Raw genomic sequence first — 16,005 nt, forward strand, 5'->3', positions numbered from 1 at the left:
AACTGACCTCCTATCCCTTGATTTGCGGATCAAGAACATAATAGGTGAGATCCACAATCAGGTTAATGATCACATAGCCGACCGCAATCAACAGTGTAAAGCCCATCATCGCAGGAAAATCAAGATAGGCGATCGAGTCGACCACATATTTTCCCATGCCTGGCCAGCCGAAAATGGTTTCTGTCACGACCGCTCCTCCCAAAAGGGATCCAAAGGAAATGCCGACAACCGTTATAGTGGGGATGAGCGCATTCCTGAGCGCGTACCGGAAAAAGAGAAACGGTCCGTGGATTCCGTTGGCAATCGCCGTACGAATGTATTCCTGTTCCATGATTTCCAGCATGCTCGCACGCACCTGGCGGGTAATCACGGCCAGTTGTGCGTAAGAAAGCACGATGGCCGGCAGCAAAATATGATGGAGACTGCTTTTTAACGCCACCATGTCCCCGCTGAGCAAGCTGTCAACGATATACAGACCGGTTATGTGTGTCGGAGGATGAATGTTCATATCCAATCGCCCGTTTGCAGGAAACCAATTTAAATAGCCATAAAAAATAAGGATGATCACAAGCCCGCTCCAAAACACGGGAGTAGAAACCCCGCCGATGGAGAAAATCCGGCTGGCATGGTCCCAGAAGCTGTTCTTTTTAACCGCCGCTAGAACACCAAGGGGGATGCCGACCGCCAAAGCAAAGATAAAGGCAATGATGGCCAGTTCCATGGTCGCCGGGAAAAAGGCTTCCAGGTCATCAATCACCGGCTTTTGCGTACGGATCGATGTGCCGAGATCTCCGCTTAAAATGCCTTTCATGTACGTTTCATACTGAATGAAAAGAGGCTGGTCCAGCCCGAGCTGCTGCCGTACCTGCTGCAGTGTTTTCTCATTCGCCCGCTGCCCCACCATCATCCGGGCAGGATCGCCCGGAATGACATGCGACAGCAAAAAGGAGATAAGGGTGACACCAAACACCACAAAAATCAGGAGTCCCAGCCGGTTAATAATCATTTTCTTCATGGTTAACACTCCGCTTTATGGTTATTTGGACATATCTGCAAGGTTGTACATGCTCTCAAGCATCGGATTATACACAAACCCTTTCACATCTTTGCTCATAGGCATCAAGAAGTCCTTTTGGTACAGAAGAATATAAGGAGCATCATCAATCACGGTGTCCTGTGCTTCCTGATACAGCTTCTCGCGCTGTTTGGCATCATTTAAGGTGGCCGCTTTTCTCAGCTTCTGATCGACGGCATCATTTTTATAAAACGCGCGGTTTCCGGCCAGTCCGAAGTTTTTGGAATCGTACCAGTAGTTCATGAATGCATACGGATCACCAAAGTCAGGGCTCCACATGCCAAGCGCCAGATCAAACTCGCCTTTGTCCATCATTTCCCGCGAGGTCGCATACGCTACTTTTTTCAGGTTGACTTTAACCCCGATGTCCTTTAGATTGGACTGAATGGTCAGTGCTTCTGTTTCCCACCATGTTTTGTTGTCCGAATACAAAAGGTCGAGGCTGAGATTGGAAACTCCCGCTTCTTTCAGCAATGCTTTAGCTTTATCCTTGTCATACGTATACTGCTTGGCCTGGTCGTCATGGCCCCAAAGTCCTTTTGGAATCGGTCCGCGCATCTGAGTTCCGTAACCCTGCTGCACCGCATCAATCAGTTTGTCGTAATCAACGGCATAACTGAGCGCCTGGCGGACTTTTTTATTTTTCAGCGCCTCATTGCCCTTGGTCGAATTCACGTAAACATATTCAACAAGCAAGCTCGGTTCCTGAAGCAGCTTCGCGTTTTCAATCTTTTTCACCGCGTTGATCTGATCGACCGGAATACCCTCGGCGATATCAATTTCTCCTTTTTCCAGCTGAAGACGCTGTGCGGAAGGATCAGCTACGATTTTAAAATAGACTTTTTTGAAGGAAGGCTTCTTGGAGGCATATTTGTTTTGATCCAGCCTTACATACTCACCCTTTTTCCAATTGGCCAGCTTGTACGGACCGCTTCCCATCGTGGCGGTGGCCAGATAGTTTTGGCCCATGTCGCCGTTTTGTTCATGGTCCATCACTTTCGGATTGACGATGCTTCCATAGTTGGCTGCCAGTGTCGAGATAAAAGGCGGGAAATTTTCTTTGAGTGTGAATACCACCGTCGTTGGATTCTCTGCTTTAATGTTTGAAATCACACTAAATACTTCTGATGGACCTTTGCCGATTTTTTTGAGGCGTTCAAAGCTCTTTTTGACAGCATCCGCATCAACCGCTGTCCCGTCGGCAAACTTATGTCCCTCGTTTAAATTGAACGTCCAGGTTTTCCCGTCCTTGCTCACTTTCCATTCTTTGGCCAGTCCGGGTTTGACCTTCGTGCTTCCTCCGTCATATTCCACAAGACGTTCGTAGGCCGGATATGTAAGTTTCCATGCGGAATTATCCATAGTTACAGCCGGATCGATCGTCCCCTGTTCTGCTGTTGTTGCAATGGTTAAAACATCTTTGCCGCTTGCCGCTTCTGAATGGGAGTCGGAGCCTTCGCCGCCCGACGGCTTGGCGTTTGAATTCTTTACACAGGCCGATAACAACGCAACAATCATCACGGCAATCAGCAGTATACTCATTTTCTTTTTCATTGTTTTCCTCCATAACCCTTATTTTTATTAACTAAAAACGGATATACCGATTCTCGCTGTCTACCTTTCAATTCCGTAATACAAAATGGAGCCGCCTGTCGCGTTCGCCCACCTCCTGTTGCCATAATCGTAATGCCACCACTCTTCTGAATTGGACACAAAGCCCGCGTTTTCCATCACCTGTCGCAACAAGCGGCGGTAGTCACGGATGGTTTTTTCCTGCGGGGTGAGACTCGCCTTTCGTTCATACCATTCCAATTGCGCTTTTTCGGTAAAATCGTCAAAGCCGGTTCCCATGTCAAGCCAGCCCTGCTCGTTGGCGAGCGTAAGGTCAACGGCTCCGCCAGTTAGATGGGGCGACGGCTTCATCAAGTCCCGGGTGGGAATGGCTACATATTTGGAAATTTCAATCTGCATTTCTTCTGGGGTGAGTTGTTGATCTTCGAGGTCTTTTTTAATGGTTTCATAGATTGCAAGCTGCGTTTCATAGGACCGCCAGCCGTCAAGGACGACCAGCTTCAGGCCAGGCGGCAGCTGTTCTGCCGCGTTGATGAGTTTTTCCACTGTTCCCTTTCGCAGAAAACAATCGTTCTCCGAGCCGGGCAGATGGTTGTGGTAATAGAATGGATACACTTCAATCCTGGGGGACACACCCGTTAAGGAGATCAGGGGCTCTTGCTGTGGTGCAGAGGGCGTGTTTGAATCTAAGTTGGGCATTTCCGACAAATACTTCCACCCCTTTTCAATAAATTGAATATTCTTACAATATATTAAATATAATGATACTGTTTATGACAAAATATTGCAATGTGTTAAATAGAAAAAGAAGGGGAGATTATCTGACAAGCAGGGGAGGGGGGTCGAAGTGTGCCGGAAGTTTACATAATATGGTTTTGGCGGGTAATCATTGATTTCGGCTTGTAACCTCCACCGCTCCAAAAAGCAAAAAAAGCCTCCCAAAAATGAGGCTTTTTCACTTAAAATCTATTAAATTACAGCCCAAATTCGTCTTTTATCCTTATGGCCGTCCTTTCTGCACTCAACTTCGTATTGTTCATCCGCAAATAGGGCTTTCTTTTGATCTCGCCCTCGTGGGAATTCAGCCGGTATTTGTCCATAGATGAAATCAGTTCCCCATCTGACCACTCCAAGTCCCGTTTCGTAGGTTTTTGCGCCAGACGAAATTCGCTTTTGTTCCGCTGCAGCCGTTCATCCAAATCTGCCTCAAGCTCGACAAAGTAAATATCGGCTCCTTGATTCTCAAAAATCCTGCATACGCGATCCACATAGTCCCAGTCTTCCTGCTCATTAAAGGCCCATACATAGGTAAAAATCATGCCGCTCTGATTACTCTTGGCGACTTCTTCAAAGATCTGCTCGCGAAAGGAATGAACGAGGCGTGATCCTTCTTTTGTATCGTAATCAAAAAAGTGATGAACCAAATCAATTGTCATGTGATTATGAAACAATTTCAGATCCGTCATCTTTGCCAGCTCATGCCCCACCGTCATCTTCCCGACAGCCTGCGGGCCAAACAACAACACAAATTTCATAGCAGCTTTCCTCCTGATGTTTTTCTTACTCGCATTCTTTTTTCAACTCATAAGATTTATTTTAAGGACAAGTTTACAGCTTCCAATGCATGTATGTTCGTCGTATCAAACAGAGGAACGGACGAATCCTCGGGCTTGATCAATAGGCCAATTTCTGTACAGCCTAAAATAATTCCTTGAGCACCTGATTCGATTAATCCTTGGATCACTTTTTTATATTCATCCTTTGAATCTTGACGAATGTTCCCCAAACATAATTCTTCGTAAATCACCTTGTTTACCATTTCTCTTTCCGTTTCTTTTGGCACAATCACCTGTATACCTTTACTCTCCAAACGTGATTTATAAAAATCCTGCTCCATTGTGTACCTGGTGCCAAGTAAGCCAACTGAATGTAAGCCGTTCTCTATGATTCGGTCCGCTGTTGCATCTGCGATATGTAAAAGAGGAATGTTAACTGATGCTTGAATGGCATCTATTACTTTGTGCATGGTATTCGTGCAAATGACAATAAAGTCAGCTCCGCCTTTTTCTAAAGAACGTGCAGCATTACTCAACACTTCACCCGCCTTTTGCCATGCTCCTTCTGACTGATAACGTTCAATTTCTTGAAAGTCAACGCTATATAAAATGCACTTGGCCGAATGTAAGCCTCCTAACCTTCGCTTGATTTCCTCATTCATCATCCGATAATATTCAGCGGAAGATTCCCAGCTCATTCCACCAATAAGACCAATCACTTTCATTTTATCCTCTCCATAACCCGCTTCATTTTTTCCAAATATCTTCAGTACACAAAAAATCCACTCAACTACTTTCTTTTCTACTCAGATAAATCCTTTTTTACACAAATAAAAAAACCGGACTCCATTCCAACGAGTCCGGTTTTATCAATTTCATTAAATTAATAAGTCACTGTATCCTCTATGTCCACCTCAGATTTCTTCACAATAATCGGTCGGACGAAGCGAATAACCGCAAGAGATGCAAATATGGCAAGGCCGCCGGCGAGCAGGAATGCCCCTGAGAAGGTTCCTGTCTTGTCCACGATAAAACCGGTTAATGCAGGCCCGATAATACCCGCTGTATTGGCCAAAAAGTGCATGAAACCGCCAACGGAACCGACATTCTGCTGATCAACCACATCCTGAACGATTGCCCAGTAGATGGCACCCGTCAAGTACAGGAAGAATACGGAAAGTGCTACTAAAGTTACAGCACTTACTGTTGTGGTAACCAATCCTGCAAATCCGATACATACCGCTGAAGCAAACAAGCAAGAAACAAGAACGACTTTACGTGAGAACAGAACGCCTTTTCTAGCGACTTTCTTGAACACATAGTCGGATACAAACCCGCCGGCTGCAAGGCCGATAAATCCTAAGATCCATGGAATAACCGTGATCACACTCATCGATTTTACACTTAAGCCACGTTCTTCCACCAGATAGCTTGGGAACCAGGTAAGGAAGAAGAAAAGAATGTAATTGTAAGCAAAGAAAGCAAATGCAGTAAAGAGTACTGTTTTTTGTTTGAGGTAAAACGTCAACGGAATTTTCTCTTTAGGAGCAACTTCTGTTTTCATCGCAGGAGCATCGCCCATACGCTTTGCCGGCTTGTCTTTAACAAACTTGAACCAGCAGATCGCCCAAATTAATCCGATGATCATAATCAGCACAAAGGAAACTTTCCAGCTGAAGGCAATTGCGATCATACCGACGATCGGTCCCGAAATTGCTCCGCCAAGCGGGGTACCGCTGTTCGTCAATCCGATAGCAGAAGCCCGCTGGGTCGGAGGGAACCAGTTATTGACCATCTTGTTGATGGTGGCCGAAAGAGGTCCTTCCCCCATTCCGAACAGGATACGGATAATCATCAGGCTGACGAATCCGAAAGCAAGCGCAACCGCGCCACTAAACAGGGACCAAACCACCATGGCCACGAACAGGGTCAACTTCGCGCCATAGCGGTCAGACGCCATTCCGCCCAAAAAGTTAAAAATCGCATAACCTACCGAGAAACTACTGAAGATCAAACCCATTTGTGTCGCAGACAGTGTCAGATCATCCTGAATAAATGGTGCTGCTATGGATAATGCTGAACGGTCCAAATAATTTATGACTCCGGCTAAAAATAACAAGATAATAACTGGAAGCCTTTCTTTTGTAAACATCTAAAAAACCCTCCCCTATACTGTGTGAATCTTCTGACTGTTGAAAGCGAACCGGAGTAAACCGGTTTATTTTTACAGGAAAAGTTATCCCTTTTTATCCTGAATGTCTTGAAATAAGTGTCGGCTCATAACGGTACATCCATTGCTCTGCCTGCTCACTGTTTTTAATCTGCTTAAAAAGAATAGTTCCGGCCTGTTTTGCCATTTCCACAGCCGGCTGAGCAATTGTCGTGACCGGCGGGGTAAAGAAGCTGGCAAACGAAACGTCGTCAATTCCGATAACGGATGTATCCTCAGGTATGGCAATATCCTTTTCCTTCATGAACTTCAATACCTCAACGAGAACGATATCATTACCTGCCAAAATCGCTTGCGGCGGCTCGGGTAAAGAATACAGTTCCGAGAGCACTTCTGAGATGTGGTCAACATCCGCTGTTTTAACGTACTCCTCCCGAATAGGAAGACCGCGTTTTTCTATCGCTCTTTTGTATCCTTCAATCCGTTCCACCCTCGGGCTGATGTTGCGGATAATGGACGTTGTTACGATAGCAATCCTGTCCAGCCCCTGTTCAACAAAACGGTCTACAGCGAGTTTCGCCGCAGCATGGTTATCGAGCATCACGGTCGATATTTCAAGGTCCTCAATCGTCCGGTCCATGAACACGATCGGAAAACGATCCTGCTTCATCTTTTCATACAAAGCCCGGTTTTCACCTGTCGGAAAAATGATAATGCCGTCTACCTGTTTGGCACGCAGCATTTCAATGTACTTCTTTTCCTTGGCGGGCTCATCATCTGCATTGCAGACAATAATGTGAAAGCCCTGCTCATGAAAATAGTCTTCGATGGCCCGGATTACCTGGGTGGAAAAGGTATGCAGGATGTTGGCGACCACCACGCCCACCGTAAAGGTAGATTTCTGCTTCAAGCTGCGGGCTACGAAATTCGGCTGATAATTCAGCTCCTGAATGGTTGCCTCGATTTTTCGTTTGGTTTTTTCACTCATATAATCAAAGCGCTGGTTTAAAAATTGTGAAACCGTGCTTTTGGAAACATTGGCATGCTTGGCCACGTCTGCGATTGTAATGGTTTTCATTATGCATCCCCGTCTAATTCGTCATATTTCACTAGTATAAGCAAACTGTAAGCGCTTTACAATCAGCCGGAGAAAACAGCATATCCGGTCAGACGCCGGAATACGCCATAAATCCTCCATCAACAGGGACGGTAATGCCTGTGACGAATCCAGAATACGAATCATCGGCAAGCCAGAGCAGCGTACCGAGAAGGTCTTCCGGTTTTCCGAATCGCTTCATTGGTGTGCCCGTGATGATTTTTTTCGAGCGGTCCGTATAGCTGCCATCTTCCTTTAGAAGCAGGTCACGGTTCTGTTTGGTTAAAAAGAACCCTGGTGCAATCGCATTGACCCGGAGACCTGTTTCCGCAAAATGAACCGCCATCCACATCGTAAAGTTGTTAATGGAAGCTTTCGCTGCGCTATAGGCTGGAACCTTGGTCATCGGGGAATAGGCGCTCATAGATGAAATGTTAATGATGGCACCTGATTCGGATTTCAGCAGCTCTTTGCCGAACACCTGGGAAGCAAGGAAGGAGCCGGTAAAGTTGGTCGCAAACACTCTTGAAAACCCGTTCTCATCCATATCGAAAAAGGATTTTCCTTGCCCTTCTTCTTCATAAATTTCTACATCCGTAATGGCGTCAGGATGATTGCCTCCTGCTCCGTTAATCAGCAGGTCGACAGAGCCGAACCGGCTCAGGACTTCCTCTTTTGCTTTCTCCAGTGACTCACGGTTCAGCACATCAGCAGAAACCGAAAGAGCCATTCCGCCTGCCTCAACAATTTCATCCACCACTTCTTTGCCTTTTTCCGCGGTACGGTTCAGTACAGCCACCTTAACACCATGACGGGCAAGCTCTCGTGCCATTTCAGAACACAGCACACCGCTTCCGCCGGTAATTACTGCGGCTTTGCCATTGAGATTTTCGTGAACTGGAATCATACTTCCACCTCTTTTTTGGCTAGAGCGACATAGGCGTCCCACAGGCCGTTCAAGTACATGATCCCGAGAGCCCGGTCGTACAGGCCATAACCCGGACGGCATTGCTCACCCCAGATATGGCGTCCATGATCGGGACGTACATATCCGTTGTAGCCTTGCTTGTGCAGTTCTTCTACCACACCCTGGACATTGATGGAACCATCCGTTGTCAGGTGGGACGTTTCCACGAAATCGCCGTTATCATAGATTTTTACATTTCGGATATGGGAAAACGGAGCGATACTTGCATATTTTTTCGCAATCTCGACCATATCATTGGCAGGATTGGCACCCATGGAACCTGTACACATTGTGATGCCGTTGGCCGGAGAATCGGAAATCGCCCGCAAGCGTTCATAGCTTTCTGCTCCTGTAATGATGCGCGGCAATCCGAAGATGGACCATGGCGGATCATCCGGATGAATGGCCATTTGAATGCCGTATGCCTCGGCTACCGGCAAAATTTCGTCCAGGAAGATCTTCAGGTTATCCCAAAGCTTTTCTTCATCAATTTCTTTATAAGCTTCAAAAAGCTCTTTAATCTTTGCCATCTTTTCAGGCTCCCAGCCCGGAAGCGTTAGGTCTGAGGCTTCTGCCACCGTACGGATCAGCTCTTCTGGATCGAGATTTTCAACTTTTGCTTTTTCAAAAAACAAAGCCGTGGAACCATCCTCAAGTGGGCGGTACATGTCAGTCCGTGTCCAGTCGAAGACCGGCATAAAGTTGTAGCAGATGACCTTTACGCCAAATTCGGAGAGATTGCGGATCGTCTGTTTGTAATTTTCAATGTAGCGATCGCGTTCACTGTTTCCGAGTTTAATGGATTCATGGACGTTCACACTTTCCACGACATCGGTATGAAAGCCATGGCTCTGAATGTACTCTACTTCTTCTTTAATCTCTTCCTTTTCCCATACTTCACCTACAGGCTTTTGGTGCAGGGCCCAAACAATTCCCTTCACGTTAGGAATCTGCTTGATATGCTCCATTGTTACGGTATCATTGTCCCGCCCGTACCATCGAAACGTAATATTCATGTTACACCTCCGAATGTTGATTCATTTTCGCGATATACTCTCTGCTTAACGATACCGCTTCATCATATCCGCCCTTCTGGAAGGCTTTGGTTAAATCACTGCCTACCCCGACAGCCACTGCGCCGGCACTCAGCCAGTCGTTCATATTCTTCAATGAAATTCCACCTGTTGGCATGATACGGACATTAGGCAGCGGGCCGTTTACGGATTTAATAAATGACGGATCAAACGTATTGGCCGGGAACAGCTTCAGCACATCGCATCCCGCCTCAAGGGCGAGCGCCATGTCGGAAATGTTCATACAACCTGGCAGATACGGAACACTGTAGCGGTTACAAAGTGTTGCGATCTCTTTTACGAAATGGGAGCTTACGATAAATTTCGCTCCGGATAAAATGGCGTGTCTTGCCGTTTCCGGATCCATTACAGAACCTGCACCCAAAAGCACATTCATGTGGCGCAATTCTTTAAACACTTCCTCCACTTCCGGAGTGGTATAGGTCAGCTCAATGGCGGTAATTCCGCCTTCAATGGCTGCTTTTGATACCTGAATGGCTTCGTGGCTGTTTTGTCCGCGGACAACGGCAACCACTTTTGCTTCCATCAACTGCTGATAAACTGAATACTTTGGCAGCATGCTCTTTCTCCTCCTTTAATCAAACGTAATAATCGCCTTGCGCACCTGATCCGGATGCTCTTCAACAAACCGGAAGGCGTCTTGAACCTCATTTACCGAAAAAGTATGGGTCACAAGCCCGTCATGCGTAAGCTTTCCATTATTCAATAATTCTACGACTCTCGGAAACTGGTTGGTCTGGAGTCTGGAACCGGTAATCGTTACTTCCTTTTTCGTAATAGGAAGCTGAGAGATTCCCGCTTCCTTTTCATCGAAGCCAAGAACGACCACATTTCCTGCCGGGCAAACCGCATCAACGGATAATTTAAAGGTCGAAGGAAGGCAAACCGCATCAATAACAACATTGGCTCCCTCATTGTCAGTCCAATCCTGAACCCGAGCCAGCACATCCTCCTGCTGAACATTGACCGTTACATCTGCACCGTTTTCTTTGGCAAACGCCAGTCGCTCTTCATTCAGGTCGGTCACCATAACAGATGCGCCCTGCAGCTTTGCCATTTTTAAAATACAAATTCCTATCGGCCCTGCTCCCTGAATAAGAACGGTGTCGCCTTCTTCCACCTGGCCTCTCCAAACGGCCTGCGCGCCAATGGTATAAGGCTCAGCCATCACCGTTTCTTCCCAAGGCAGTTCCGCTGAAACCGAATGCAGCTGTTTTTCCGGCAGCACCAGGTATTCCCTCATGCCTCCATCTTCATGAACGCCGAAAACAGAAAGGGACAAGCAAACATTCGGCCGGCCTTTGCGGCATGCATAACATGTTCCGCAATATGAAATCGGCTCAACCACCACGTGGTCTCCAGGCTGAAGGTGCTTAACCGCCGCTCCTACTTGCTCCACTTGGCCGGTCACTTCGTGGCCAATGACACGTGGAAGCGTAGCGAGAGGGTTTGTGCCATGATAAATATGCATGTCCGATCCGCAAATACCCACCCGCTTTACTTTGACCAGAACGTCATCATCGTTTACAATGACTGGCTTTTCGATTTCCTCTGTGACGAGGTCATGCGCTTTTCGTACTTGAACCGCTTTCATTTTCTTCACCTGCTTTTCAAGAATTCATACACTGGCTGTGCAATCGTAATCCCGTTCTTTACGTTTCTCTCCTCGTGAAGCTGTTCTATCTCCCCTGGTACATATACTCGATCAAAGCCTGGTGCAGGCGGAACCTGCTGCAGTTCCTCCATCATGGCATCCATTTGTTCTAGAAATGCGTCTCTGTCTGTAAAAAATGATGGATTGATGGCACAGAAATAATGTCCAAGTTTTCTTTTTTGATCTAAATTTTCATACATCCGGCTAATATGCGGGCCGAACGCGGCACCTGCCAAAAGCCCTGAGAATACATCGACAATTACAGAAAGTCCGTAGCCTTTCGGGCCGCCGAAGGTTGAAAGAGAAGCGACTTGATGCGGATCGGTAGCGGGAACACCATGCTCGTCCACTCCCCATCCCTCAGGAATCTCTTTTCCTTCTTCGCGCGCCTGAAGGATTTTTCCGAATGCCACGTTCGAAGTCGCCATATCCAAAATAAATGGTTTCTTCTCTTTAGCCGGTACACCATAGGCGATTGGGTTCGTTCCAAGAAAAGAGGATTTTCCTCCAAACGGTACCACAATGCTGTCAGTGTGTGTCATGGCAATGCCGATCAGTTTCTCTTCGGCTGCTTTTTGCACGAAATAACTGAGTGCTCCGCAATGGCTGCTGTTCATGGCGGTTACCATGCCCACACCATTTCTTTTCGCCATATCCATCGCATGATCCATGGCGATATCAGCAATCACATGACCGAATCCGTCGTCACCGTCCAGTACCCCGGTCACCGGTCCTGTTTCGTTAAACACAGGCTTCGCCTCCGGATTGATGCTTCCCATCTTCAGACGGTTCACATAATGCTCTGTCCGCAGCACCCCGTGTGAATTCACATTTCTGAGATCCGCATGAACAAGAACGTCCGCCACTTTTTCGGCATCCTTTTCGTTCAGCCTGGCATCCATCAGCTTTTGTTTTACCAGTTCTTTTGCTTCCTGCGCTGACAATGTTGTTGTTGCCATAATTCTTCCTCCCTATCGTTCTATCGTTCTATCGTTCTACAACGGCTTCTTGGTTTACAAAAGACAACACTTCTTCAAGGAGCGGCAGTCCCTCATTATCGCCGGATACGGTCGTAACCAGTGCACCAACCGCATTGGCGAACTGAAGCCGCTTTTCCGGCTCAAACCCATGAAGGAAGCTGTACAGGTACCCTGCATCAAAGCCGTCTCCTGCGCCTACTGTATCTACTGGTGTAACGGAATAGGCTTCTTTCCGCACCCATTGTCCATCGATGTATAGCGCCGAACCTTCTCCTCCGTCTTTGATGACCAGTTGGCTGATGGAATAGCGCCGGGCGAAATCTGCCAGTTCTTTGTCATCGTCTGTACCGATGATGCTTTTGATTTCATCGCGGCCGGTTAAAAGAATATCTACATAAGGGAACACATCATGATAGGCCGCCCTGGCGTCCTCAATGCTCCACAGCTTCAGGCGAATATTCGGATCGAAGGAAACAAGGATACCTTTTTCTTTGGCAATGGACAGTACGCGGTGTACGATATCCAGGTTCTTGCGGTCAATCGCCATGAACACACCGGTAAGATGAACAATGTGAATATCCTTAAACATCTCTTCTGTGATGTCTTCCGGTTCCATCGTTAGCACCGGTGAGTTGTAACGATAGTAAAACGTTTTGCCGGATCCGTCTTCACGGATTTCTTTTATGTTAAGTGAAGTGGGATGTCCTTCAACATAAGCCACATCGCTCATGTCCACGCCTTCCCCCTTGGCAAAATTGTAAATAACACGTCCGAATTCATCTTTTCCGAGCCGGCTGATCCATTTGGAGCGAAGGTCAAGCCTTGCACAGCCGATCGCGAAATTGAGTTCCGCTCCTCCTACTTTTCGTTCAAAATTGGCAACAAAGCGCAGCGGCCCTGTTGTTGCAGGGTTCAGCGTGATCATCGCATCACCCATGGTTAAAATCCCGAACTGTTCTGGCACATTTCTACCCCTTTCTTTTCTATAAGCTCTGTAGTTCTTGGAAGTGGTTGATTTTCGTTCCAGGCTGCTCGCTTTCCTCGGGGCGGGGGGTGAGCCTGTAGTCTCACCTGTCCCGCTAGTCCCGTAGGAGTCTCGCACCTTGCACTACAATCAATTTTTCAATGAAGTTTCCAATGCAACCATCTTGAGCAAAAGCATTCTATAAACTTAAAAAGCAAAATGTATGGGCTGTTTCATAGACAACCGAACTAAATCGGTTTGGTAAACCGGTTTAGTAACATCGTATATGAAAACCCTTACAAACGCAAGACAAAAAATCTGTTAATTTAAAAAAATCTGTTTAAAATTCGACAATGGCTTTAATCACTTTGGATTCCGGCTTGAGCCAGCCATCAAAATCTGAGATCATTTCATCCAGGTTTGAGCGGTGGGTAATGTATGGCTTTAGATCAACTTCCCCGCTTTTTACTGTATTCAGCACCTTTTCAAAATCTTCCCGTGTGGCATTTCGGCTGCCCATCAGGGTCAGTTCCTTTTTATGAAAATCAGGATCTGAGAACGTTAGGTCACTCTTAACTAACCCAACATATACAAGGGTTCCGCCATGTGCCGCATAATCAAACGCACTCATCATGGAACGTGCGTTACCTGTTGCATCCAGAACAACGGTCGGAAGTTCGCCGTTTGTCAGCTCCATCAGTTTTTCGATCGGCTGATCTGCTGCATTTACAATCCCATCAACATCCGCCCACTTTTGGCAAAAGTTTAACCGCTCGGCATCAAGATCCATGGCAAAAACCCGGGCACCTTCCGCTTTGGCAAACGCCATAACGCCAAGACCGATTGGCCCTGCCCCGATCACGAGTACATTCTCACCTTCTCTCAACCGGGAGCGTCTTACCGCATGCGCGCCAATGCTTAAAGGCTCGATCATGGCTGCCTCATCCAGACTTAGGCCCTCCGTTTTGATCAGATGATCGACTGGAACAGCCATCCATTCTCTCATTCCGCCATCCGCATGGACACCAAGCACCTTCATATCTGTGCAGCAGTTGGTTTTTCCGTTTCTGCAGGCCACACATGTTCCGCATTCCAGATAAGGAATAATGCTTACCTGATCGCCCTCCTTATAGCCAAATGGATTGGCGCCGATGGATTCAATGACACCGGATAGCTCATGTCCAAGAATGCGGGGATAGGTAAAATATGGCTGGTTCCCGCTGAATGCATGCAGATCCGTGCCGCAGATGCCAACCCGGCGAATCCTTAGCAGTGCCTCTCCTTCCTTGGGCACAGGCTTTTCTACCTCAATTTGTTTGAATGCATTGGGTTCTTCGCAAATGATTCCTTTCATATCTAACCGACCCCTCTCTATTGATTAAAGTGTTACACCTGACTTAAAGATGGAAATTTCTCTGAAGTCATTTTTTTCGTTATTTACTTGTTCACCGCTTGCCACTTTGATGACATAGTGAAGAAAATCCTTTGTCACTTCTTCGCTCGAAACATCGTCGTCAAGCAGCGTTCCGGCGTTGTAATCAATCCAGTGCGGCTTTGTTTCAAACAATTGAGTATTGGTTGAAATCTTCATGGTTGGGACAAATGTTCCGAACGGCGTTCCGCGGCCTGTGGTGAAAAGAACCATATGACATCCCGCGGCAGCCAGAGCGGTTGAAGCAATCAGGTCATTGCCCGGTGCACTCAGCAGGTTTAATCCATTATTTTTTAATACTTCTCCATATTTCAGCACGTCCACAACCGTTGATGTACCGGCCTTTTGCGTGCAGCCAAGCGACTTGTCCTCCAATGTTGTGATACCGCCAGCCTTATTGCCCGGAGACGGATTTTCGTAAACCGGCTGATCATGCTGAAGAAAATAATCCTTAAAATCATTCACCAGATGCTCGATTTTGTGGAAGACTTCTTCATCCTGTGCCCGTTCCATCAATAGTTTTTCGGCACCAAACATTTCCGGCACCTCGGTTAAAACGGTCGTGCCTCCCTGAGAGATAAGATAGTCTGAAAACCGCCCAAGAAGCGGATTGGCTGTAATGCCGGAAAAGCCGTCCGATCCGCCACACTTCAAGCCGATCTTCAATTCTGAAACCGGAACCTCTTCGCGCCGGTCTCCCTCTGCTGCCGCATGGATTTCTTTGACTAGGTCCACCCCGGCTTCAATTTCATCTGAGACCTCCTGTGAAACCAAAAATTTGATCCGGTTTTCATTGATAGATCCAAGTGCCTCTTTAAAGGCAGGCAATTCATTGTTTTCACAGCCAAGCCCAAGCACAAGGATTCCTCCGGCGTTTGGATGGTTTACCGCATCAATCAGAATCTGCCGTGTGTTTTCATGGTCATCCCCAAGCTGGGAGCAGCCATAGCTGTGCTTGAGTACAAGAACGTTATCAAAAGGCGCAATGTCCCCGACTTCCTTCTCAAAACGCTTGATAATTTTTTCCGCGATGCCGTTAACGCATCCTACGGTTGGAACAATCCAAAGTTCATTGCGAATCCCCACTTTGCCGTTTTCCCGGCGATAGCCTTGAAACGTCAGATGTTCTTCTGTATAAGCGAGCTCTGTTTTCTTCGGATGGTACTCATACTCCTCGGTTCCAGACAGGTTGGTTTTCGTGTTGTGGGTATGCACCCATTCTCCCGCTTTCACCTCTTCAGTCACATGGCCGATGGGATAACCATATTTGATCACATCGCTGTTGGCAGGAAGATCGGCAAGCGCCACCTTATGACCGCGGCCTACCGCGCTCTTTAACACCACTGCTTGTCCTCCTGCAGAGAGCACCTCTCCCTCTTTCAAATCGCGGAGAGCCAAAATGACATTATCGTTTTCATGGATTTGCAAATAGTCCTTCATGATAC

15 protein-coding genes are annotated in these 16,005 nt (G+C 47.1%); all 15 read right to left on the minus strand.

Features of this window, described 5'->3' with window-relative positions; all coding sequences use genetic code 11:
• Positions 1 to 10 precede the first annotated feature (10 nt).
• The 15 genes from QNH15_RS22550 to QNH15_RS22620 all read right to left on the minus strand — a co-directional run bounded on the left by QNH15_RS22550 (position 11) and on the right by QNH15_RS22620 (position 16,000).
• On the minus strand, positions 11 to 1,015 hold the full coding sequence (locus QNH15_RS22550) for an ABC transporter permease (protein WP_283890708.1): 1,005 nt from the start codon (positions 1,013 to 1,015) through the stop codon (positions 11 to 13).
• Positions 1,016 to 1,036: 21 nt separating this feature from the next.
• The gene (locus QNH15_RS22555) at positions 1,037 to 2,629 is read right to left on the minus strand and encodes an ABC transporter substrate-binding protein (protein WP_283890709.1); all 1,593 of its coding nucleotides are present in this window, start codon (positions 2,627 to 2,629) and stop codon (positions 1,037 to 1,039) included.
• Positions 2,630 to 2,689: 60 nt separating this feature from the next.
• Positions 2,690 to 3,346: a M15 family metallopeptidase gene (locus QNH15_RS22560; RefSeq protein ID WP_283890710.1), complete on the minus strand. Its 657-nt coding sequence runs from the start codon at positions 3,344 to 3,346 to the stop codon at positions 2,690 to 2,692.
• A 275-nt stretch (positions 3,347 to 3,621) separates the two neighbouring features.
• Positions 3,622 to 4,182 (minus strand): AAA family ATPase, encoded by a 561-nt coding sequence (locus tag QNH15_RS22565; protein ID WP_283890711.1) that lies wholly within the window; start codon positions 4,180 to 4,182, stop codon positions 3,622 to 3,624.
• Positions 4,183 to 4,238: 56 nt separating this feature from the next.
• Complete coding sequence (locus QNH15_RS22570) at positions 4,239 to 4,928, minus strand: aspartate/glutamate racemase family protein (RefSeq protein ID WP_283890712.1); 690 nt, start codon at positions 4,926 to 4,928, stop codon at positions 4,239 to 4,241.
• 158 nt (positions 4,929 to 5,086) lie between these two features.
• On the minus strand, positions 5,087 to 6,355 hold the full coding sequence (locus QNH15_RS22575; protein ID WP_283890713.1) for an MFS transporter: 1,269 nt from the start codon (positions 6,353 to 6,355) through the stop codon (positions 5,087 to 5,089).
• A 94-nt stretch (positions 6,356 to 6,449) separates the two neighbouring features.
• Positions 6,450 to 7,451, minus strand: coding sequence for a substrate-binding domain-containing protein (locus tag QNH15_RS22580; RefSeq protein WP_283890714.1), 1,002 nt, complete (start codon positions 7,449 to 7,451; stop codon positions 6,450 to 6,452).
• 88 nt (positions 7,452 to 7,539) lie between these two features.
• Positions 7,540 to 8,376 carry an SDR family oxidoreductase gene (locus QNH15_RS22585; RefSeq protein ID WP_283890715.1) on the minus strand — a complete coding sequence of 279 codons (837 nt, stop codon included), beginning with the start codon at positions 8,374 to 8,376 and terminating at the stop codon, positions 7,540 to 7,542.
• Positions 8,373 to 9,452 (minus strand): mannonate dehydratase, encoded by a 1,080-nt coding sequence (uxuA, locus tag QNH15_RS22590; protein ID WP_283890716.1) that lies wholly within the window; start codon positions 9,450 to 9,452, stop codon positions 8,373 to 8,375. The genes QNH15_RS22585 and uxuA overlap by 4 nt, the downstream gene beginning before the upstream one ends.
• A gap of 1 nt (position 9,453) precedes the next feature.
• Positions 9,454 to 10,089, minus strand: a complete 636-nt coding sequence (locus tag QNH15_RS22595; protein ID WP_283890717.1) for a bifunctional 2-keto-4-hydroxyglutarate aldolase/2-keto-3-deoxy-6-phosphogluconate aldolase — start codon at positions 10,087 to 10,089, stop codon at positions 9,454 to 9,456.
• Positions 10,090 to 10,104: 15 nt separating this feature from the next.
• The gene (locus QNH15_RS22600) at positions 10,105 to 11,124 is read right to left on the minus strand and encodes a zinc-binding alcohol dehydrogenase family protein (RefSeq protein ID WP_283890718.1); all 1,020 of its coding nucleotides are present in this window, start codon (positions 11,122 to 11,124) and stop codon (positions 10,105 to 10,107) included.
• A gap of 5 nt (positions 11,125 to 11,129) precedes the next feature.
• Positions 11,130 to 12,143, minus strand: coding sequence for an ureidoglycolate dehydrogenase (gene allD, locus QNH15_RS22605; protein WP_283890719.1), 1,014 nt, complete (start codon positions 12,141 to 12,143; stop codon positions 11,130 to 11,132).
• Between the two features lie 28 nt (positions 12,144 to 12,171).
• Entirely contained in the window at positions 12,172 to 13,101 is a 930-nt protein-coding gene (locus QNH15_RS22610) for a sugar kinase (protein WP_430667179.1), read from the minus strand.
• 367 nt (positions 13,102 to 13,468) lie between these two features.
• The gene (locus QNH15_RS22615) at positions 13,469 to 14,482 is read right to left on the minus strand and encodes a zinc-binding alcohol dehydrogenase family protein (RefSeq protein ID WP_283890721.1); all 1,014 of its coding nucleotides are present in this window, start codon (positions 14,480 to 14,482) and stop codon (positions 13,469 to 13,471) included.
• A 24-nt stretch (positions 14,483 to 14,506) separates the two neighbouring features.
• On the minus strand, positions 14,507 to 16,000 hold the full coding sequence (locus QNH15_RS22620) for a UxaA family hydrolase (RefSeq protein ID WP_283890722.1): 1,494 nt from the start codon (positions 15,998 to 16,000) through the stop codon (positions 14,507 to 14,509).
• Positions 16,001 to 16,005: the final 5 nt, after the last annotated feature.

The organism is Fictibacillus enclensis, assembly GCF_030123385.1.
Lineage (GTDB): Bacteria > Bacillota > Bacilli > Bacillales > Fictibacillaceae > Fictibacillus_C > Fictibacillus_C enclensis.